This is a genomic window from Amycolatopsis sp. MEPSY49 (assembly GCF_051337345.1).
In the GTDB taxonomy this organism is placed as follows: domain Bacteria; phylum Actinomycetota; class Actinomycetes; order Mycobacteriales; family Pseudonocardiaceae; genus Amycolatopsis.
The window spans coordinates 1,013,825-1,033,680 of record NZ_JBDLYJ010000001.1 but is presented as its reverse complement, the minus strand read 5'-3'; the positions used below and the strand labels follow the sequence as shown (position 1 = coordinate 1,033,680).

Annotated in this window: 18 protein-coding genes and 1 pseudogene; 6 read left to right on the top strand and 13 right to left on the bottom strand. The window is 71.5% G+C overall.

The window, feature by feature from the left end:
- The first annotated feature begins 35 nt into the window (after positions 1–35).
- A complete protein-coding gene (locus ABFJ78_RS05165) occupies positions 36–1,886 on the top strand; it encodes a prolyl oligopeptidase family serine peptidase (protein WP_436384520.1) in 1,851 nt (616 codons plus the stop codon).
- A 68-nt stretch (positions 1,887–1,954) separates the two neighbouring features.
- On the opposite strand, the gene ABFJ78_RS05160 is transcribed toward ABFJ78_RS05165, so the two are convergent.
- Positions 1,955–2,140 carry a tautomerase family protein gene (locus ABFJ78_RS05160; protein WP_086859558.1) on the bottom strand — a complete coding sequence of 62 codons (186 nt, stop codon included), beginning with the start codon at positions 2,138–2,140 and terminating at the stop codon, positions 1,955–1,957.
- A 10-nt stretch (positions 2,141–2,150) separates the two neighbouring features.
- A complete protein-coding gene (locus tag ABFJ78_RS05155) occupies positions 2,151–2,777 on the bottom strand; it encodes a TIGR03085 family metal-binding protein (RefSeq protein ID WP_436384519.1) in 627 nt (208 codons plus the stop codon).
- Between the two features lie 75 nt (positions 2,778–2,852).
- On the opposite strand from ABFJ78_RS05155, the gene ABFJ78_RS05150 reads away from it, so the two are divergent.
- Positions 2,853–3,914, top strand: coding sequence for an NADH:flavin oxidoreductase/NADH oxidase (locus ABFJ78_RS05150; RefSeq protein WP_436384518.1), 1,062 nt, complete (start codon positions 2,853–2,855; stop codon positions 3,912–3,914).
- On the opposite strand, the gene ABFJ78_RS05145 is transcribed toward ABFJ78_RS05150, so the two are convergent.
- The 4 genes from ABFJ78_RS05145 to ABFJ78_RS05130 all read right to left on the bottom strand — a co-directional run bounded on the left by ABFJ78_RS05145 (position 3,911) and on the right by ABFJ78_RS05130 (position 6,995).
- Positions 3,911–5,299: a glutamate decarboxylase gene (locus tag ABFJ78_RS05145; RefSeq protein WP_436384517.1), complete on the bottom strand. Its 1,389-nt coding sequence runs from the start codon at positions 5,297–5,299 to the stop codon at positions 3,911–3,913. The genes ABFJ78_RS05150 and ABFJ78_RS05145 overlap by 4 nt on opposite strands.
- A 73-nt stretch (positions 5,300–5,372) precedes the next feature.
- The gene (locus tag ABFJ78_RS05140; protein WP_436384516.1) at positions 5,373–5,849 is read right to left on the bottom strand and encodes a Dps family protein; all 477 of its coding nucleotides are present in this window, start codon (positions 5,847–5,849) and stop codon (positions 5,373–5,375) included.
- A gap of 40 nt (positions 5,850–5,889) precedes the next feature.
- Positions 5,890–6,312, bottom strand: coding sequence for an organic hydroperoxide resistance protein (locus ABFJ78_RS05135; RefSeq protein ID WP_285457651.1), 423 nt, complete (start codon positions 6,310–6,312; stop codon positions 5,890–5,892).
- Between the two features lie 134 nt (positions 6,313–6,446).
- Entirely contained in the window at positions 6,447–6,995 is a 549-nt protein-coding gene (locus ABFJ78_RS05130; protein WP_436385385.1) for an NADPH-dependent FMN reductase, read from the bottom strand.
- 145 nt (positions 6,996–7,140) lie between these two features.
- Between ABFJ78_RS05130 and ABFJ78_RS05125 the strand changes: the two genes are divergently transcribed.
- Positions 7,141–8,193, top strand: coding sequence for an alpha/beta hydrolase fold domain-containing protein (locus ABFJ78_RS05125; RefSeq protein ID WP_436384514.1), 1,053 nt, complete (start codon positions 7,141–7,143; stop codon positions 8,191–8,193).
- A gap of 187 nt (positions 8,194–8,380) precedes the next feature.
- On the opposite strand, the gene ABFJ78_RS05120 is transcribed toward ABFJ78_RS05125, so the two are convergent.
- The 3 genes from ABFJ78_RS05120 to ABFJ78_RS05110 form a co-directional block, all read right to left on the bottom strand.
- Positions 8,381–8,920: a hypothetical protein gene (locus ABFJ78_RS05120; RefSeq protein WP_436384513.1), complete on the bottom strand. Its 540-nt coding sequence runs from the start codon at positions 8,918–8,920 to the stop codon at positions 8,381–8,383.
- 612 nt (positions 8,921–9,532) lie between these two features.
- Positions 9,533–10,132, bottom strand: a complete 600-nt coding sequence (locus ABFJ78_RS05115) for a TetR family transcriptional regulator (RefSeq protein WP_436384512.1) — start codon at positions 10,130–10,132, stop codon at positions 9,533–9,535.
- On the bottom strand, positions 10,113–11,639 hold the full coding sequence (locus ABFJ78_RS05110) for a DHA2 family efflux MFS transporter permease subunit (protein WP_436384511.1): 1,527 nt from the start codon (positions 11,637–11,639) through the stop codon (positions 10,113–10,115). Before ABFJ78_RS05110 ends, ABFJ78_RS05115 begins: the two co-directional genes overlap by 20 nt.
- A 172-nt stretch (positions 11,640–11,811) precedes the next feature.
- On the opposite strand from ABFJ78_RS05110, the gene ABFJ78_RS05105 reads away from it, so the two are divergent.
- Positions 11,812–12,954 carry an MFS transporter gene (locus ABFJ78_RS05105; protein ID WP_436385384.1) on the top strand — a complete coding sequence of 381 codons (1,143 nt, stop codon included), beginning with the start codon at positions 11,812–11,814 and terminating at the stop codon, positions 12,952–12,954.
- A gap of 10 nt (positions 12,955–12,964) precedes the next feature.
- Here ABFJ78_RS05105 and ABFJ78_RS05100 read toward each other — a convergent pair.
- Together ABFJ78_RS05100 and ABFJ78_RS05095 are read right to left on the bottom strand one after the other, a co-directional pair.
- Positions 12,965–13,344, bottom strand: a pseudogene (locus ABFJ78_RS05100) (hypothetical protein).
- 16 nt (positions 13,345–13,360) lie between these two features.
- Positions 13,361–14,551, bottom strand: coding sequence for an RtcB family protein (locus ABFJ78_RS05095; RefSeq protein ID WP_436384510.1), 1,191 nt, complete (start codon positions 14,549–14,551; stop codon positions 13,361–13,363).
- A 156-nt stretch (positions 14,552–14,707) separates the two neighbouring features.
- Here ABFJ78_RS05095 and ABFJ78_RS05090 point away from each other — a divergent pair, with 156 nt between their 5' ends.
- Positions 14,708–16,249 (top strand): M48 family metalloprotease, encoded by a 1,542-nt coding sequence (locus tag ABFJ78_RS05090; RefSeq protein ID WP_436384508.1) that lies wholly within the window; start codon positions 14,708–14,710, stop codon positions 16,247–16,249.
- Entirely contained in the window at positions 16,198–17,295 is a 1,098-nt protein-coding gene (locus tag ABFJ78_RS05085; RefSeq protein WP_436384506.1) for a DUF4034 domain-containing protein, read from the top strand. Before ABFJ78_RS05090 ends, ABFJ78_RS05085 begins: the two co-directional genes overlap by 52 nt.
- A gap of 51 nt (positions 17,296–17,346) precedes the next feature.
- Here ABFJ78_RS05085 and ABFJ78_RS05080 read toward each other — a convergent pair whose 3' ends face one another.
- Together ABFJ78_RS05080 and ABFJ78_RS05075 are read right to left on the bottom strand one after the other, a co-directional pair.
- Complete coding sequence (locus tag ABFJ78_RS05080; protein ID WP_436384505.1) at positions 17,347–18,387, bottom strand: aspartate-semialdehyde dehydrogenase; 1,041 nt, start codon at positions 18,385–18,387, stop codon at positions 17,347–17,349.
- Entirely contained in the window at positions 18,387–19,652 is a 1,266-nt protein-coding gene (locus ABFJ78_RS05075) for an aspartate kinase (protein ID WP_436384504.1), read from the bottom strand. The genes ABFJ78_RS05080 and ABFJ78_RS05075 overlap by 1 nt, the downstream gene beginning before the upstream one ends.
- Positions 19,653–19,856 lie beyond the last annotated feature (204 nt).

Below are 19,856 nucleotides of genomic sequence, written 5' to 3'. Positions count from 1 at the left end.
CACACAGTACGGCCAGAAGGTGGCAGGATCGAGGGGTGAGCACGCAGTCAGCGAACCAATATCCGCCCGCGGTGGTCCCGGACCGGCTGTTCGACGACGCCGAAGCCGAGAACCGCTGGCGCGCCCGCTTCCACGCCCCGCGGATCTCCACTCCCGACTGGGCCCGCGACGCCCCCGACGCCAACATCTACGTCTCCAATTCCAGCGGTGTCTGGGAGGTCTACGCCTGGAACCGCGCGACCGGCGAGCACCGCCGCGTCACCGACCGGCCGAACGGCACCCTGCACGCGACGCCGTCCCCGGACGGCGAATGGATCTGGTGGTTCGACGACACCGACGGCGACGAGTTCGGCTCGTGGGTGCGCGAGCCCTTCGCCGCGACCGAGGGCAGCGAACCCGAGAAGGCCGTGCCGGACGTCCACGACGGCTACCCGGCCGGCCTCGAGATCGGCGCGAACCTCGTCGCGGTCGGCGTCTCGACCGACGACGGCAGCGAGCTGTTCGCCCGGATCGGCGGCGAGACGCGGCGCTTCTACAACCACGCGGACGACGCCGGCATCGCGTCGCTGTCCCGCGACGAGAGCCTGATCGCGATCTCCCACTCCGAGCACGGCGACTCGCGCCACCCCGCCCTGCGGGTGCTCGCCACCGACGGGTTCGGGACCGTCGCCGAGAAGTGGGACGGCGAGGGCAAGGGCCTGACCGCCCTCGAGTTCTCCCCGCTGCCCGGCGACCAGCGCCTGCTGGTGCTGCACGAACGTCGGGGCCGCGAGGAGCTGCTCGTCTGGGACGTCCGCGAGGACACCGAGACCGAGATCGAGCTCGACCTGCCCGGCGAAGTCGTCGCGGGCTGGTACCCGGACGCGCGCGCCCTGCTCGTCGTCCACTTCCACGAAGGCCGCAGCTCGTTGTACCGCTACGACCTCGACTCGGCCGAACTGTCCTCTGTGGACACGCCGGCCGGGCGCATCGGCGGGGCCGGCGTCCGTCCGGACGGGACGGTCGAGTACTCGTGGTCCAGTGCCGCCGAGCCGGCCGCGGTCCGGGCGCGCACCGCCGACGGCACCGACTCGGTGCTGCTGGAGCCGCCGGGCGAGCGCGCGCCGGGGTCGGAGCCGGTGACCGACGCGTTCGTCGAAGGCGTCGGCGGGCGGATCCACGCGCTGGTCTCGCGGCCGTCCGGCGCGCCGGAGGGGCCGCTGCCGACGGTGTTCTCCCTGCACGGCGGCCCGCACGCGGCCGACGAGGACCGCTTCTCCGCTTATCGGGCGACTTGGCTCGACGCCGGATTCGCCGTCGTCGAGGTCAACTACCGCGGTTCGACCGGCTACGGCTCGGCCTGGCGCGACGCCATCGAGGGCCGGCCGGGGCTGACCGAGCTGGAGGACGTCGCCGCGGTGCACGACTGGGCCGTCCAAAGTGGACTCAGTGATCCGGCGAAGTGCGTCGTGAACGGTGCTTCGTGGGGCGGTTACCTGTCGCTGCTCGCGCTCGGCACGCAGCCGACGCGGTGGGCGGCGGGCGTCGCCGGGGTGCCGGTGGCGGACTACGTCGCCGCGTACGAGGACGAGATGGAGCAGCTGCGCTCGTTCGACCGCGCGCTCTTCGGCGGCTCGCCGGAGGACGTGCCGGCGGTGTACCGGGAGTGCTCGCCGATCACGTACGTCGACGCGGTGACGGCGCCGGTGCTCGTGCTGGCCGGCGACAACGACCCGCGCTGCCCGATCCGCCAGATCGAGAACTACCTCGACCGGCTCGGCGGCCGCGACCTGCACCACGAGTTCTACCGCTACGACGCGGGCCACGGCTCGCTGGTGATCGCGGAGACGATCAAACAGACGTCGATCGAGGTCCACTTCGCCCTGCGGGCGCTCGGCCTGCGCTGACCCACCCCCCGCACTTTCACGTGAAAGTGCCGCCCCCAGGGCCGCACTTTCACGTGAAAGTGCGTGCGTCAGCGCTCGGAGTGCAGGACGCCGCCGGTGGCCCAGTGGTCGGCGCCGATCTCGACGAGCGTCACCTGGACGCCTTCCGGCTTGCCGCCGCACGTGCGGACGAACGCGTCGGTCAGCTCCCGGACCAAGGCGCTCTTCTGGGCCGGGGTGCGGCCGGGGAACATGGCAACGCTGATCATCGGCATGACGCGCAGCCTAGAGCCCCCGGTTCACCGACTGCAGCTTCGTGACCGCGGCGGCGTCGCCTTCGAAGTCGAGGTTGACGGCGTCGCGGCCGAAGACGAACAGCAGCAGGTCGACGGGCTCGCCGACGACGGTGACCGGGTCGGGCCCGGTCTTGACGGCGGCCTCGCGGCCGTCCTTCGTCCGGAGGGTGACGCCGACAGGCGCCTTGCGGAGGTTGAGCTTGGCGGCCTGCCGCGCGGACTTCCAGGCGGCGGCGTCCCGGGTCGCGTCGGCAGGCCGGGGCTCCCAGCCGGGCTGCGCGCGCCGGACGTCCTCGTGGTGGACGAGGAACTCGGCGGTGTTGGTCAGCTCGTCGAGCGGGCCGACGGCGGTCGGCCAGAACTTCGCCGGGCCCTTCCGGACCTGCTCGACGAGGGTGCCCCAGGGTTTGGCGGCGTAGCGGTCCTGGACCTTCCGCGTGTACCCGGCGAGCGCGGGCACGACGATCCCGGGAGCGGCGTCGGGCCGGTGCTCGCGCACGACGAGGTGCGCGGCGAGGTCCCGCGTGGTCCACCCTTCGCACAACGTGGGCGCGTCGGGCCCGAGTTCGGCGAGCAGGGAGCTCAAGGCCTGGCGTTCGTCAGCAGCGACACCCATGTGGTCGACGTTACCCGCCGGTACAAGCTCCGGGCGACGGGAAGAGACGCCGGGCACGTGTCGTTGACCCAAGACGTGAGCCGACTCTTCAGCCCGATCACCGTCCGCGGCCTGACCCTGCCGAACCGCGCGTGGGTGTCGCCGATGTGCCAGTACTCCGCCACCGACGGCGTCCCCGGCGACTGGCACCTCGTGCACCTCGGCCAGTTCGCCACCGGGGGCGCCGGGCTCGTCATGACCGAAGCCACCGCCGTCGTCCCGGAAGGCCGGATCAGCCCGCAGGACACCGGCATCTGGAACGACACCCAGGCCGGTGCGTGGCGCCGGATCGTGGACTTCGTGCACGGCCAGGGCACGGCCATCGGCATGCAGCTCGGCCACGCCGGCCGCAAGGGCTCGGCGCACCGGCCGTGGGAAGGCCCCGGCAGCGTCCCACCCGCCGAAGGTGGCTGGCAGAGCGTCGGCCCGTCCGCGACGGCGTTCGGCCAGTACGCCACCCCGCGCGCGCTGACCACGGACGAAGTGGCAGCCCTGCCGGAAGCGTTCGCGGAAGCCGCTCGGAGGGCCATCCAAACCGGGTTCGACGTGCTCGAACTGCACTTCGCGCACGGCTACCTCGTCCACCAGTTCCTGTCGCCGCTGTCGAACACCCGCACCGACCGCTACGGCGGCGACTTCGAGGGCCGCACCCGGCTCGCGCTGGAGATCGCCGACGCCGTGCGGGCGACGACGAACGTCCCGCTCTTCGCCCGCCTGAGCGCCACCGACTGGACCGACGGCGGCTGGTCGATCGACGACTCCGTCCGGCTCGCGAAGCTGCTGGCCGAGCGCGGGATCGACCTGATCGACACCTCGACCGGCGGCAACACGCCGAACCCGGACATCCCGGTCGGCCCCGGCTACCAGGTGCCGTTCGCCGAGCGGATCCGCACGGAGACGGGCCTCCCGACCGGCGCGGTCGGCATGATCACCGACCCGCACCAAGCCGAGGAGATCATCGGCAACGACCAGGCGGACGTCGTGTTCCTGGCCCGCGCGCTGCTGCGGGACCCGCACTGGCCGCTGCGCGCGGCGAACTTGCTCGGCGCGGACGTGCCGTGGCCCGACCAGTACGCCCGCGCCAAGTCCTGGCACTAGTGGTGGAAGGCGGTCGCCTTCGCGGGATCCTTCGGGCGGCCGCCCTCCTTCGCCAGCTCCGGCAGCACCCGGGCCAGATCCGCCAGCAGCAGGTCCGCCAGGTCGTGCGTGAAGCCGTTGCGGACGACGATCCGCAGCACCGCCAGATCGGTCCGGTTCTCCGGGAACGTGTACGCCGGCACCAGCCAGCCCCGCTCGCGCAGCCGGCGTGACACGTCGAAGACGTCGAACCCCGCGTCCGCGCGGGTCGTGAACGCGAACACCGGCAACTGGTCCCCGCGAGTCAGCAACTCGAAGGGCCCGAGCCCGGCGATTCCGGCGGACAAGTGCAGAGCGACGTCTCGCGAAGCCTGTTGCACCGCCCGGAAACCTTCCCGGCCGAGCCGGACGAACGTGTAGTACTGCGCCGCCACCTCGGCGCCCGGGCGGGAGAAGTTCAACGCGAACGTCGGCATGTCGCCGCCGAGGTAGTTGACGTTGAACACCAGCTCCGACGGCAGCGCGGCCCGGTCGCGCCACACCACCCAGCCGACGCCCGGGTACACGAGGCCGTACTTGTGGCCCGACGTGTTGATCGACGCCACCCGCGGCAGCCGGAAGTCCCACTCCAGCTCCGGGTCGAGGAACGGCGCGATCATCGCGCCCGAAGCGCCGTCGACGTGCACCGGGATGTTCCAGCCGGTCCGCGCCTCCAGGTCGTCCAGCGCCGCGGCGATCTCCGCGACCGGCTCGTAGCTGCCGTCGAACGTCGAGCCGAGGATCGCCACCACGCCGATCGTGTTCTCGTCGCAGCGCGCGACCGCCTCCTCGGCCGTCAGGTGGTACCGGTCGCCGTCCATCGGCACCAGCCGCGGTTCGACTTCCCAGTACTCGCAGAACTTCTCCCAGCACACCTGGACGTTCACGCCCATCACCAGGTTCGGCTTCCCCGTGCGCCCGAGCTTCGACCAGCGCCGCTTCAACGCCATCCCGGCGAGCATGCAGGCCTCCGACGACCCGGTCGTCGAGCAGCCCATGATGTCCGCCGGGTCGGGCGCGTGCCACAGGTCGGCGAGGATGTTCACGCAGCGGCGCTCCAGCTCGGCCGTCTGCGGGTACTCGTCCTTGTCGATCATGTTCTTGTCGACGCACTCGGCCATCAGTTCGCGCGCCTGCGGCTCCATCCACGTCGTGACGAACGTGGCGAGGTTGAGCCGCGCGTTGCCGTCGAGCATCAGCTCGTCGCGCACGAGCTGCAGCGCGGTGTCCGGGGGCAGCGGGTCGTCGCGCAAAGTGTCGTGCGGCATGACGAAATCCGCCGCCAGTGCCGGGTTCGTCCCGGCGTAGAACGGATTCGTCCCGGCCGCGCGCTCCGGGCGGCCGGCGTTCCCCTGATGCAAGACCATGCCACCGAACGTACTGGCCGGCACCGACGAAAAAGGGCCGCTCCGTCCGGAACGGCCCTTTCGTGGCGGAAAATCAGGCCTGCTGGGCCTGCCACATCCAGTGCGCCTCTTCGAGCGCGCGGGTGATCTCGATCAGCAGGTCCTGCGTCACGAGGTCGCTCTTGTCGGTCTCGTCGATGCGCTGGCGCAGCCGCTCGATGAGCGCGGCGAGGATGTCGACGATCGCGGCGACCGTGGACTCCACGGACTGCCAGTTGTCGGGGTACTCGGGCACGCCCGAGCTCTCGACGACGGTCTTCGCCTTGCCGTTCGGCGAGATGCCGATGGCGTTGGCGCGCTCGGCGACCTCGTCGACGTACTGGCGCGCGGTGGTGACCAGCTCGTCGAGCTGCAGGTGCGCGCTGCGGAAGTTCGCGCCGACGACGTTCCAGTGCGCCTGCTTCGCGATGAGGGACAGGTCGACCAGGTCGACCAGCGTCGCCTGCAGGGCGTTACCGGTGATCTCCTTGTCGGCCTCGGAAAGCGGGCTCTTGATCGGAGACTTGCTCATCTCTGCGGATCCTTTCCTCGGACTCGTGCGGAAGGGGTGGTCAGACGGTGGCGGACAGCGCGACCTCGATGTTGCCGCGGGTCGCGTTGGAGTAGGGGCACACCTGGTGGGCCTGCTCGACCAGCTGGTCGGCCTGGGCCTGCTCGAGACCCGGCAGCGAGACGTTCAGCGCGACGCCGAGGCCGAACCCGACCTCCTGCTTGAGCACGCTGACCTCCGCGGTGACGGTCGAGCCGTTCAGCGGGACCTTGGCCTGGCGCGCGACCAGCTGCAGGGCGCTGTGGAAGCAGGCCGAGTAGCCGGCGGCGAAGAGCTGCTCGGGGTTGGTCTTGTCCCCGCCGGGGCCGCCCATTTCCTTCGGGATGGCCAGGGACTCGTCGATGACGCCGTCGGACGAGGTCACCTCGCCGTTGCGGCCGTCGCCGCGCGCCGTCGCCACCGCGGTGTAGATCGCCTGCCCCATGCTCAGCCTGCCTTCTGTCCCGGACGCTCCACAGCGAGCGTCTCACTGGACACAACATCCCGCACCCGCGGAACAGTGCCCCCACATGGCAGGCATCACGTCGATCGATTACCCGGCGGCCACCGGGCGAAACGTCATGCGGCGCGCGTCACCGCGAATTCGGCGACCTGCCGCCCGATCAGGCGAAGGGTGCGGACACTCTTCTCGTCCGACGCGCCACCGCCTTCGTCGAACTTGGTCTCGGCCGAGTTGATCGAACCCCCCAGCGGGGTGGCCCAGCCGCGCAGCGCGTGCGTGATCGTGCGCAGCTGCTCCAGCGTGGTGACCGCGGCCTGCCAGCCGTACGCGACGGCGGCCAGCCCGACGGCGCGGCCGTCGAGGTAGGGACGGCGGTCGTCACGCAGGTCTTCGACGTAGTCCAGGGCGTTCTTGACCAGGCCGGACAGCGCGCCGTGGTAGCCCGGCGAGACGACGATGAGCCCGTCGGCCTGCCGCACGGCTTCGATGAGGGTGGCGGCGCGCTCGTCGCGGTCCGGCTCGCCGGCGTCGTAGAACGGCAGCACCAGTTCCGGCCCGGCGAGCAGCCGGGTCCGGACGCCGACTTCCGCCGCGCCCTCGAGCGCGATCCGCAGCGCGCGTTCGGACTGGGAGCCCTCCCGCAGAGAGCCGCCGATCCCGAGCACGTTGAGCGTCCTGGCTGAAGTCACGTCTTTCAGGCTAACCCCTCGACTTAAGTGGATATCCAGAGTTTGGGACCGAGGGCCACGTCACAGCTGGACCTGTTACCTACTGACGAGTAACGTCCCTCGCGACCCTCAGGAGGCAACGATGGCGATCCCGCTCCCGGTCCGCGCCCAGGCCGCGGCGTCCCAGCTCGCGTTCTGGCTGCCCACGCCGTTGCGGCGGGCGGTCGCGGGGCGCCCGGTGCGCCGCGACGGCCAGGAGCTCGCGCTCGACGCCCAGCTGCTGCTCCGGCTGCAGAAGCTGTCCGGCGCCGAACTGGTGCAGGGGTCGGTCGAGCAGTCGCGCGCCCTGCTCGACGTCGGGCGGCACCTGGTCAGCGGCAAGCCGATCGAGCCGGTTTCGGTGCGCGAGATCGCCGTGCCGACGCCGGATGGCGACCTGCCGGCGACGCTCTACACGCCGGCCGGGCTGCCCGAGAAGTCGCCACTGCTGGTGTTCTTCCACGGCGGCGGCTGGGTGATCGGCACGCGCGCGAGCCACGACAACGCCGTCCGGTTCCTGGCCAAGCACGCCGGGGTGCGGGTGCTGTCGATCGAGTACCGGCTGGCCCCGGAGTTCCCGTTCCCGTCGGCGACGGAGGACGCGCTCGCGGCGTTCGAGTACGCGGTGGCGAAGGCGAGCGACCTCGGCGCGGACCCGGCGCGGATCGCCGTCGGCGGCGACAGCGCGGGCGGCAACCTCGCCGCGGTCACGGCGCAGCAGGCGGTGCGGCGCGGTGGCCCGGCGCCGGCGTTCCAGCTGCTGATCTACCCGGCGACGGACTTCGCGCGGCGGTACCGCTCGCAGGACCTGTTCGCCGAGGACCTGTTCCTGACGGACGTGCACATGAAGTGGTTCGAGGGCCACTACGTGCCTTCGGGCACGGACCTGACCGACCCGCGGCTGTCCCCGCTGCGCGCGGACGACCTGAGCGGCCTGCCGCCGGCCCTGATCGTCACGGCGGGCTTCGACCCGCTTCGCGACGAAGGTGAGGCGTACGCGGAGAAACTGCGTGAAGCGGGTGTCGAGGTGGCGTTGCGCCGGCACGAGGACCTGATCCACGGGTTCATCAACTTCACGGGGGTGGGCACCCGGTTCCGCGAAGCGCTGGCCGAGACGGCGGGCGCCCTGCGGCAGGGTCTGTCCAAACGCGACTGAGTACGTCCGCCACGGCTCTCTCCCCCGCCCGGACGTAGTGAATGACTCATTCATGTCGCCTGACGACATGAATGAGTCATTCACGTCGGCCGGTGACAGCGCTGCTTCACGCCCGGCACCACGAACCCGGAGCCCGGCGCGGAGGAATGTCCGCGACCGGGCTCCGGGTCCCCCTGTTTTCCGGTGGCTACGAGCCGGGAACCGGCAGTGGTGGCACCGGCAGCGGCGGCACGGGCAGGCCGCCGAGAAGCCCGCCGAGGATCCCGGTGACGGCGGCCAGCAGGGCCTTGACCAGGTCGCTGACGATCTTCAGCGGTCCCGGCAGGTCCGGCAGCGACGGGATCGGCACCGGGAGCGGCGGCAGCTGGCGGGCCTTGGCCGTCGGGTCGGCCAGGAGCCGGCTGGACTCGTCCGCCCGGCCCTTGGCCAGGCCGGCGAGCTGCTCGGTGTCGGTCTGGACGGTGTAGCGCTTCCCGGCAGCGATGTCCGCGAGCACGGGGCTCAGCTGACCGAGGTCGGCGCGCGTGGCCCCGACGTTGGCCGCGTAGGCCACCTTGGTCAGGTCGTCGCGCATCTGGAGCACCTGCGCGGCGAGGGCCTGGGTGCTGGAGGAACCCTTGCCCCCGTCCGGGCTCGCCGGGCTCGCCGAGGCGATCCCCGCCATTCCGACCGCCAGCAGACTGCTCGCGGCTACCAGGGCGACGGATCGCCCGAACTTGCCTTTCATTCCTACCTCCTGGCGTCGAGACCTGACGGGGTAAATCGATACCCCCCGTATCGGAGATAGGCCACCCGATCACCGGTTGGGGACGTTTTCTAACCCTTACGTGCCGGATGCGCGAGAGGCGAACTGGCCCGCAATTGATTAACGTCGAAAGCTTGCCCGTCCCCCTGAAGATCATCCTGATCGATTCTTCCCGTCACCGCTGGTAGCGGATGTCCACTGTGGAGCAGTTGGGTCACTCACGCGGGTGTAAACGGTGATCATTTGGCTTCATCACTCCGTCGGACCGCGTGTCGCGACTGCTCCAGACGGGTCGTCCCCCACGCTCGCACCGCCACCCACACGGTGTTGCCCGAGGTGAGGGCGGGAATGCGAAATCAATTCCGGAATCGGGCGCCGGGAAAGGCGGGGAAACCGCGGTCGGGGCGCGGTGGATGGGACGGGAGACACGGATGGCCGATCGGGGCGGGCCGGGCTTCCGCCTACCGACCGTACGCGCGCCGACCTCCCCGTAGGGCAGCCGCGCCGCACCGACCGCCCGCGCGAGCACCCCCGCCACACGCGCGCCGATCGCGAGCACACCAGCCCGCCGCCCCAGCGCCGCCGAGCCCTGCCCTACAGCGGCAACCCCGCCTCCAGGTGCGCCACCGCGCGATCCAGCACCAGCAACGTGTCCATCTCCGGGTCCGCCGCCGCGCCGACGAACGCCGCCAGCACCACCCCGACCACCGCCCCCGCCCAGTTGCGCACCTCGAAGTCGTCCGGCGCGCGGCCCGTTCGCTCGGCCGCCATTCCCGCCAGGAGCTCGATCCCCTCGGCGAACTTGTCCATCACCGCCGTGCGCAGCTCCGGCTCGCGGAACACCAGCAGCTGCCGCTGGCGCTCCTGCTCCCACGCCTCGCCGGACAGCTGCTCGCGGATCACGTCCACCGTCGCGCGCAACGCGCCGATCGGGCTCAGCTCGGCCGGCTGGGCCAGCGCCGCCGCGATGAGCAGCGGGTCGAACGGGTCGTACAGCACCGTCTCTTCCTTCGTCGGGAAGTAGCGGAAGAACGTGCTGGGCGAGATCTCCGCCGCCGCCGCGATCTGGTCGACCGTCGTCGCGCTGTAGCCCTGCTCGTGGAACAGCCGCAACGCGTGCCGCTGGATCGCGGCGCGCGTCTTGGCCTTCTTGCGTTCCCGCAGCCCCGAGGGCTCACCTGGCGACGACGTCATGCTCCGATTCTCGCGGCCGCACTTCCGGGGCCACCCGCCCGGGCAGGAACAACAGCGCGAGCAGCGCACCCACCACCCCGAGCCCGGCACACACCCACAGCGTCGCCGCCATGCCGTCGGTGAACGCCACCCGCGCGGAGTCGGCCAGCGACGGCAGGTGCAGCTTCTCCGCGACGGCCACCGCACCCGACGCGCTGCCGCGCACCGCGTCCGCCACCGGCGCCGGCAGGCCACCCGTGAAAACACCGTCCCGGTAGACGCCGTTGAGCACCGTGCCCAGCACCGCCACCCCGATCGTGCCGCCGACCTGGCGCAACACCTGGATCAGCGCCGATCCGGCCCCCGAGCGCCCCTCGGTGAGCGCGCCCATCGCCATCGACATCAGCGGCGGCAGCGTGCACCCCGTGCCCAGGCCGATGACGCTCTCCCAGGCCACGGTGACGCCGTAGCCGTCCGACGGCGACGTCGCCGAACCCCACGCCAGCCCGGCCGCGAGCAGCGCGAACCCCGCCGTGACGACCACCCGCACGCCCACCGCGGCGACCAGCCGTTCGGCGATCTTCGCCGACACCAGCATCCCGCCGATCAGCGGCAGCAGCCGCACGCCGGTCTGCAGCGCGTCGGCGCCCTGCACCGCCTGGAACAGCTGCGGCAGCACGAACAGCAGACCCATCAGCGCGAACGACGCCATCGTCGCGAGCACCGCGCCCCAGACGAACCGCGGCTCGCGGAACAACGCCAGGTCGGTGAGCGGCGCGGCCGTCCGCGTCTGCGTCCAGCCGAACACCGCGAGCACCGCGGCTCCGAGCGCGATCAGGCCGTACGTCACCGGGTCGGCCCAGCCGTGCTCGCCCGCGTGGACGAACCCGTACGTCAGCGCGACCAGGCCGGCGGCCGAGAGCGCGATGCCCGTGAAGTCGATCGCGCCCCGGCCGGAGCCGGCCGTCAGCGGCACCAGGACGAGCACCGCGACCAGGCCGACCACGGTCAGCGGGACGTTGATCAGGAACACCGAACCCCACGCGTAGTGGTCGAGCAGCCAGCCGCCGAGCAGCGGCCCGAGCGGGATGCCGACGAACGTCGCCATGACCCACGTCGTCAGCGCCTTCGCCCGCTCCTCCGGCGGGAACAGGATGTTGAGCAGCGAAAGCGACAGCGGGATGAGGAACGCGGCGCCGGCGCCGAGCACCACGCGGGCGGCGATCAGCTGGCTGGGCGTGCTCGCGTAGGCGCAGGCCAGTGAGGCCAGCCCGAACAGCGCGAGCGCGCCGAGCAGCAGCTTCTTCGGGCCGAACCGATCGCCCAGCAGGCCCGCCGGCAGCAGCAGGGCGGCCAGCGCGAGCGTGTAGGCGTTGCCGAACCACTGCAGCTGCGTGGTCGTGGCACCGAGGTCGACGGCGAGCGTCGGCACGGCGACGTTCAGCACCGTCAGGTCGAGCCCGACGGTCAGCAGGCTCACCGCGAGCGCGCCGAGCGCCCACCACCTGCGGGGCTGGAGTTGAGTCATAGCGACCCCCAGTTGATAGTGACTACCAAATGATAGTAACTCTCAAAATCTCCGGACGCCACCCGGAAATAACTTGCACGCGCGTACCACCTTGGGTTCTCATCGAGACGTGCCGTTCCAGCCGTACCGCCGGGTCCTGTCCGTCCCCCGAGTCCCGTCGACGATGGCGCTGATGTTCGCGGCGCGGCTGCCGATGACCATGAACGGCGTGCTGATGACGCTGTACGTCGTCACCGGGCTGGGCCGCGGCTACGGCGCCGCCGGGCTGGTCGGCGCCGGCGTCACGCTCGGCATGGCGCTCGGCGCGCCGCTGCTGGGCCGCTGCTTCGACCGCTACGGCCTGCGCCCGATCGTCGCCGTCTGCGGGATCGGCACGACGGTGTTCTGGTTCGCCGCGCCGCATCTGCCCTACGCGGCGCTCGCCGCGGTCGCCGTCCCGGCCGGGATGCTCTCGGTGCCCGCGGGCTCGCTCGCGCGGCAGGTCCTGGCCGCGCTCGTCCCGGTCGAGGAGCGCCGCGCGGCGTACTCGCTCGACACGATCTCCGTCGAAGCGACGTTCATGATCGGTCCCGCGATCGGCATCGCGGCCATCACCACGCTCTCCCCGACCTTCACGCTGAGCGCGCTCGGCGCGCTGTTCGGCGGCACGGCGTTCCTGATCTGGCTCATCGACCCGCCGATCCGCGAGTCGGTCGAGCCCGGCGCGTCCACCACCCGGCCGCCGCTGCGGAGCTGGCTGACCGGCCGGCTCGTGGCGACGCTGCTGATCGCCGCCGGCGCGCTGTTCGTGCTCGTCGGCACGGAGCTGGCGACGCTCGCGGCTCTGCGCGCGAACGGCGACATCGGCGTGACGGGGCTGGTGATCGCGGTGATGTGCGTGGCGTCGATCGCCGGCGGCATCGTGCACGGCGCGGTGAAGAAGTCGCTGCCGCAGGGCCTGCTGATGCTGCTGCTCGCGCTGCTGGTGGTGCCGGTCGGGCTGGCCGACCACCCGTGGTGGCTGCTGATGCTGGTGCTGATCCCGACCAACCTGCTCTGCGCGCCGACGCTCGCGGCGACCACCGAGACGGTCAGCCGGATCGCCCCACCGCAGGTCCGCGGCGAGGCGATGGGGCTGCAGGACGCGTCGACGCGGCTCGGCCTGGCGCTGGGCAGCCCGGTGGTCGGCTTCGCGATCGACCACTCGAGCCCGGCGTGGGGTTTCGCGGCGGCCGGGCTCGGCGGCCTGGTGATCGCCTCGGCCGGCCTGCTGCGCCGGCGCGCGCCGGAACCGGCCGCGGAGCCGGTCCCGGCGCTGGCCGAGAGTCAGCCGTAGCTTTCGCGGGTCAGCCGCAGGCCGCGCGGAGGGCGTCGAGCTTCTTGACGTTGCGCTGGACCCACTGGGCCACGACGCCGGCGTCTTCGATGCGTTCCTTCTGCACCTCGACGTACGACCCGGCCATGCCGAGCAGCGCGTTCTTGACGTCCTGGTCCTGGACGTCCGAGGCGAGCTCGCGCAGCCGCTTCTCCTTGTCCGCGGCCCGCGCCTTGAGCTTGTCCGGGTCGACCAGCGGGTTCAGGTCCGCCAGCCCGAGCGCCTCGGTGCAGACACCCACCTTGTCCACGGTCTTCGACCCCTGGTCGACCGCGTTGCGACCTCGGCGCACCCGCTCAGCAGCAGTGCGGCCCCGGCCAGCAGCGCGGCCGTCGTTCCACCCCTCGTCATGGCGCCAAGGTACCGCTCAGCCCTTGACGCAGACCACCTGCTTGAGGTGCGCCACGACCTCGACCAGGTCCGTCTGGGCCTGGATCACCGTTTCGATGTCCTTGTACGCGGCCGGGATCTCGTCGACGACCCCCGAGTCCTTGCGGCACTCGACGCCCGCCGTCTGCGCCGCGAGGTCGTCGGCCGTGAACAGCTTCTTGGCCTTGGTGCGCGACATCCGGCGGCCGGCGCCGTGCGACGCCGACTGGAAGGACGAGGTGTTCCCGAGGCCGCGGACGATGTACGAACCGGTCCCCATGCTGCCCGGGATGATCCCGAGGTCACCCGATCCGGCGCGAATCGCGCCCTTGCGGGTGACGAGCAGCTCGACGCCGTCGTAGGTCTCCTCGGCGACGTAGTTGTGGTGGCACGAGATCGCGTCGTCGAAGGTCGTGCCCGGCACCACCTCGGCGAGCGCCAGCTTCACGAGCGCGACCATCGTGGCGCGGTTGCGCGCCGCGTAGTCCTGCGCCCAGAACAGGTCGCGCCGGTACGCCGCCATCTCGGGCGTACCCGCGACGAACACCGCGAGGTCCCGGTCCGGCAGGTCGGCGTTGTGCGGCAGCTTCCGCGCGACGGCCATGTGCCGTTCCGCGAGCTCCTTGCCGATGTTGCGCGAACCCGAGTGCAGCATCAGCCAGACGCGGCCTTCGTCGGCGCCACCCTGCTCGAGGCAGACCTCGATGAAGTGGTTCCCGCCGCCGAGGCTCCCGATCTGGCGCGCGGCCCGGTCGTGCAGCTCCTGGACGCCTTCGTGCAGCCGGCCGAAACCCTTCCAGAAGGCGTCCCAGCCGCCGACGCCGTGCACCTTCGCGGGGTTCACGGGCGTCTTGTGCAGCCCGAAGCCCACGGGCACGGCGCTTTCGATCCGGCGACGCAGCTTCCCGAGGTCGTCGGGCAGCTCGGCGGCGGTGAGCGACGTCCGCACGGCGCTCATCCCGCACCCGATGTCGACCCCGACGGCGGCGGGCGAAACGGCGTCGCGCATCGCGATGACGCTGCCGACGGTGGCGCCCTTGCCGTAGTGCACGTCGGGCATCACGGCGACGCCGTGCACCCACGGCAGGTTCGCGACGTTCTGCAGCTGCCGCATGGCCTGGTCTTCGACCGACGCGGGATCCGCCCACATCCGGATCGGGACGCGCGCGCCGTCGACAGCGGTGTACATGGTTTCCTCCCCTTGACTTGCTTGCGGTGCACAGGATCCCCCGGCCGCCGCCAAAACACCAACGCGATTTCTTCGTGAGCAAAAAGAAATCCGCGGCGGCGATCGGTCCGGCAGAATGAGCCGGCCGTCCGGAAGGGACGGTGCGGGGGAGGATTCGTGAAGACGTCGTGGCGCGCGCTCGTCGCCGTCCTGTTGCTGGCCGGGTTCCCGGTGCTCGTGCTGCTGCTCGTCGGTGGCTTCGCCGTCGCCGAGTACTACGCCTTCCGGCAGTCCGGGCTGCTGGCGATCAAGCTCGGCATCGTGTTCGTCCCGGTGTCGTTCGCGCTGCTCAAGGCCCTGTTCGCGATCGAGCGGACCCGCGGTGGCGACCTGCCGGGGGCGCCGGTGACGCCGGCAGAGCAGCCCGGGCTGTGGGCGCTCGTCCGGGAGCTGGCCGACACTGTCGGCACCCGCCCGCCGGACTCGATCACGCTGGTCAGCGAGGTCAACGCCGGCGTGCGCGAACGGACCGGGTGGCTCGGCATGCGGGTGCGGCGGCGCGAGATGTTCATCGGTGCCCAGCTGCTCGCCGGCCTGCGCCACGACCAGCTGTGCGCCCTGCTCGGGCACGAGCTGGCGCACTACACGAATCGCGACACCCGGCTCGCCGGGCTGACCTACCGCGGCCGCCGGTCGATCGAGAAAGCGCTGACCGGCCTGGCCGGCGACGGTTGGTTCGAAGGCCTGGTCCGCAAGCTCTTCGTGCTCTACGCGAAGCTCTACTTCTCGGTGTCCGCGGCGGTTTGCCGCCGTCAGGAGCTCGCCGCCGACGTGGCCGCGGCGAGCCTCGCCGGCACCGCGGCCGCCACCACCGCGCTGCGCGAGGTCGAAGCCCTCGCGGTGGCCTGGGACTTCTACCTCGACCGCTACGTCTCGCTCGGCTGGGACGCCGGCTACCTGCCCGACCGGCTGGCCGCCGGGTTCCAGCTGCTGCTCGCCGACACCGAGCGCGCCCAGGAACTCGAGAAGATCCGCCGGAACCCGCCGGAAGAGCAGACATCGCGCTACGACACGCACCCGCCCACGCCGGCTCGGATCGCCGCGCTGGAGGCCCGGCCCGCGGTGCCGGCGCGGCCCGACGGCGCCCACCCGGCGAGCGAGATCCTGCGCGCCCCGGTCGCGACGCTGGACGCCGTCATGACCGAAGGGCTGTCACCCGAGGCGAAGGCCAAAGGGCGGCTCGACTGGGACGCCCTCGTGAACGTCGGTCTCCACCACACCGGTGCCCGGTTCGCCGCCGAGGTCCTCGCCGGGCGGACCCTGGCGGCAGCCCTCGACCTGATCGACACGGGCCGCGCGGCCCGTGCTGGCCGACCCGGCGAGCAAGCCGCCGGCATCGGCCGGGCCGCGGGCGAAGCGCGAGTTCCTGGCGACGTCCGTCCGCGAGCGACTGTCCGCTGTGGTCACTCCGGTGCTGGCCGAAGCCGGCGTGCTGCGCTGGAAGCTGTCCTGGTCCGGTCCGCCGGAGCTCGTCGTCGACGAGCCGTACGGCACCGACCTGCCCGCCGCCCTCGACGCCGCCGCGGCGGCCGACCCCGACACCGTCCCCCTGCGCCGCCTGCTCACCGCGGCCGGCGCGCTGCCCGTCCCTTCCTGAGGAGAAACCCTTGCTGTCCCTGTTCAACTCCAAGCGCCGCAAGGCCGCCGTCGCGCTGGTGAAGGCCGCGCGCGCCCGCGGGATGAGCGTCGAGGACTACGCGAAGACGCTCTCCCCGGCGGAGCTCGCGCAGTACGTGCCCGAGGACGACAAGCCGAAGGTCGAGATGCCGGACGTCGCGCTGTGGGGCCTCCCGCCGGACGACGCCGTCACGTCGGCGAAGTTCGTCGCCGACGCCCGCCTCGCCGAAGCCGTCGCGGCTTACCGCGCCGGAGACTGGCAGCCGGGTGCCGCGCTGCTGGACGACCTCGGCACCGACTGGGACCGCCGGGCCTTCGCCGTCCAGCAGCTCGGAGACGCCGCGGCGGACGACGACGCCCCGCTGAAGGCGTGGCGGACGGCCGGGAGCGCGGCCGCCGAAGCCGTCCACGCGCAGGGGCTGGTCGCGCTGGCCTGGCAGATCCGCACGTCGTTCACCCCCGAGCACGTTTCCGAAGACCAGTGGGCCGGGTTCTTCCGCGTGCTCGAGGAGGCCGAAGCGGCCGCCCGCGCCGCGGCCGAAGCGGCGCCGGACGACCCGACCCCGTGGTTCACCATGCTCACCGTCGCCCGCGGGCGGCAGTACGGGAACGACGACTTCCGCGCGGTGTGGGCGGAACTCGTGGGCCGCGACCCGCTCCACCGCCATGGCCACGAGCAGGCGCTGCAGTACTGGTGCGCGAAGTGGTTCGGTTCGCACGAGCAGATGTTCGCCTTCGCCGACGAAGCCGTCGCGAAGGCGCCGAAGCTCGCGGGCCTGGCTCTCGTCGCCGCGCACGAAGCGGAGGCGAAGGAGGTCGAGGCGTGGAAGAGCGAGCGGACCGGGCGCGCGCTGGACGTCGTCCTGCCCTGGCTGGCCGGTGCAGGCCGGGACCACCCGGCGAACCTCCGCGACCGCGCGTACGCGGCGAAGGCGCTGGTGGTGAACAGCCGCTGCGACGAAGCCGTCGAGCAGTTCAAGGTGCTCGGCGCGCACGCGGACGCGCTCGTCTGGGCCTACGGCGGCAAGCCGGTGTTCGAGTTCGTCAAGACGCGCTACCTGGCCTGCCACGGCGCGACCCGGCCGTGACCCGTGCGAAGGCCCCGCACCGGATCCGGTGCGGGGCCTCCACTGTGGACGTCAGTGCTGGTCGGCGATCAGTTCCGCGATCTGCACGGCGTTGAGCGCCGCGCCCTTGCGGAGGTTGTCGTTCGAGATGAACAGCGCCAGCCCGCGGCCGCCCTCGATGCCCTGGTCGACGCGGATGCGGCCGACGTAGCTCGGGTCGTTGCCCGCCGCCTGCAGCGGCGTCGGGACCTCCGACAGCTCGACACCGGGAGCGTGCGTCAGCAGCTCCGTCGCGCGCTCGACCGTCAGCGCCCGCTCGAATTCGGCGTTGACCGAGATCGAGTGGCCCGAGAACACCGGCACGCGCACGCAGGTGCACGAAACGCCGAGGCCCGGGATGCTCAGGATCTTGCGGCTCTCGTTGCGGAACTTCTTCTCTTCGTCCGTCTCGAACTCGCCGTCGTCCACAATGGACCCGGCCATCGGGAGGACGTTGAACGCGATCGGGCGGACGTACTTCTCCGGCTTCGGGAAGTCGATCGCCGCGCCGTCGTGGGTCAGCAGCGAAGCGTGCTCGGCGGCCGCCTTCACCTGACCCGCCAGCTCGTCGACGCCGGCGAGCCCGCTGCCGGACACCGCCTGGTACGTCGACGCGACCAGCCGGACCAGCCCGGCCTCGTCGTGCAGCGGCTTCAGCACCGGCATCGCGGCCATGGTGGTGCAGTTGGGGTTCGCGATGATCCCCTTGCGCGCTTCCTTGATCGCCTGCGGGTTGACCTCGCTGACGACCAGCGGCACGTCCGGGTCCATCCGGAACGCCGAGGAGTTGTCGATCACCGTCGCGCCCGCCGCGGCGAACCGCGGCGCCTGCGCCTTGGACGTCGACCCGCCCGCGGAGAACAGCGCGATGTCCAAACCGGACGGATCGGCCGTCGCCGCGTCCTCGACCGTGACTTCGGTGTCGCGCCAAGGCAGCTTCGAACCCGCCGAGCGCGCCGAAGCGAAGTACCGGAGCTCGGCGATCGGGAACTCCCGCTCCGCCAGCAGCTTGCGCATGACCGCGCCGACCTGGCCGGTCGCGCCGACCACCCCGACCCGCAGACCTTCCGCCATCAGCGACCACTCCCCGCGTAGACCACAGCTTCCTCGTCGCCACCGAGCTCGAACGCGTCGTGGATCGCGCGCACGGCGTCGTCGAGCTGCGCGTCGCGGATCAGCACCGAGATCCGGATTTCCGAGGTGTTGATGATTTCGATGTTGACGCCGGCGTTGGCCAGCGCTTCGCAGAACGTCGCCGTGACACCCGGGTGCGAGCGCATCCCGGCGCCGACCAGCGAGACCTTGCCGACGTGGTCGTCGTAGAGCACCGACTCGAAGCCGATCTCCGCCTTGACCTTCTCCAGTTCCTTGACCGCCTTGGCGCCGTTGGCCTTCGACAGCGTGAACGTGATGTCGGTGCGGCCGGACACGGTGCTGGACACGTTCTGCAGCACCATGTCGATGTCGATCTCGGCGTCGGCGATCACGCGGAAGATCCGGGCCGCGGCACCGGCGTGGTCCGGCACCCCGGTGACCGTGATCTTGGCTTCGGAGCGGTCGTGCGCCACACCGGTGATCAGGGCTTGTTCCACGGGGATCTCCTCGATAGAACCGGTCACCGTCGTGCCCGGCTTGTCACTGTAGGAAGAGCGGACTCGGATCGGGACGCCGTAGCGGCGCGCGTACTCGACCGAACGCAGGTGCAGGATCTTCGACCCGCTCGCGGCGAGCTCGAGCATCTCCTCGTAGGGGATGACGTCGAGCTTCTTCGCGTCCGGCACGATCCGCGGGTCGGCGGAGTACACACCGTCCACATCGGAGTAGATCTCGCAGACGTCGGCGTTCAGCGCGGCGGCCAGCGCGACGGCGGTGGTGTCCGAGCCGCCGCGGCCGAGCGTGGTGATGTCCTTGGTGTCCTGCGCGACGCCCTGGAAGCCCGCCACCAGCGCGACATAGCCCTGCTCGAGGGCTTCGGTGACGCGGCTCGGGGTGACGTCGATGATGCGCGCGTTGCCGTGCACCGACGTCGTGACGACGCCGGCCTGCGAACCGGTGAACGACCAGGCCTCGGCGCCCTGGGCCGCGATGGCCATGGCGACCAGCGAGTTCGAGATGCGCTCACCCGCGGTGAGCAGCATGTCCATCTCCCGCTCCGGCGGCGCCGGGTTGACCTGCTGCGCCAGGTCGAGCAGTTCGTCGGTGGTGTCACCCATCGCCGAGCAGACCACGACGACGTCGTTGCCCGCCTTCTTCGTGGCGACGATCCGCTCCGCTACGCGCTTGATCCGGTCGGCACTTTCCAGCGACGATCCGCCGTACTTCTGGACCACGAGGGCCACGCCCGAACCTCCTCGCGGGCCGGGCGGCTCCCTGGTGGGCACCGGAGAGCCCCCGCGTCCCATGATTTGCAGTGGAGCCTACCGGGGCGGAGACGGCCCGCCACCCTCTTGACGTGGGGCGGACCCCCGGCGCGGGTCGCTCGGAAGTAAATCTTCCGTAACACCAAGGAAATGCGCGGAGCCCTTCCTCCCGAGTGACGCACA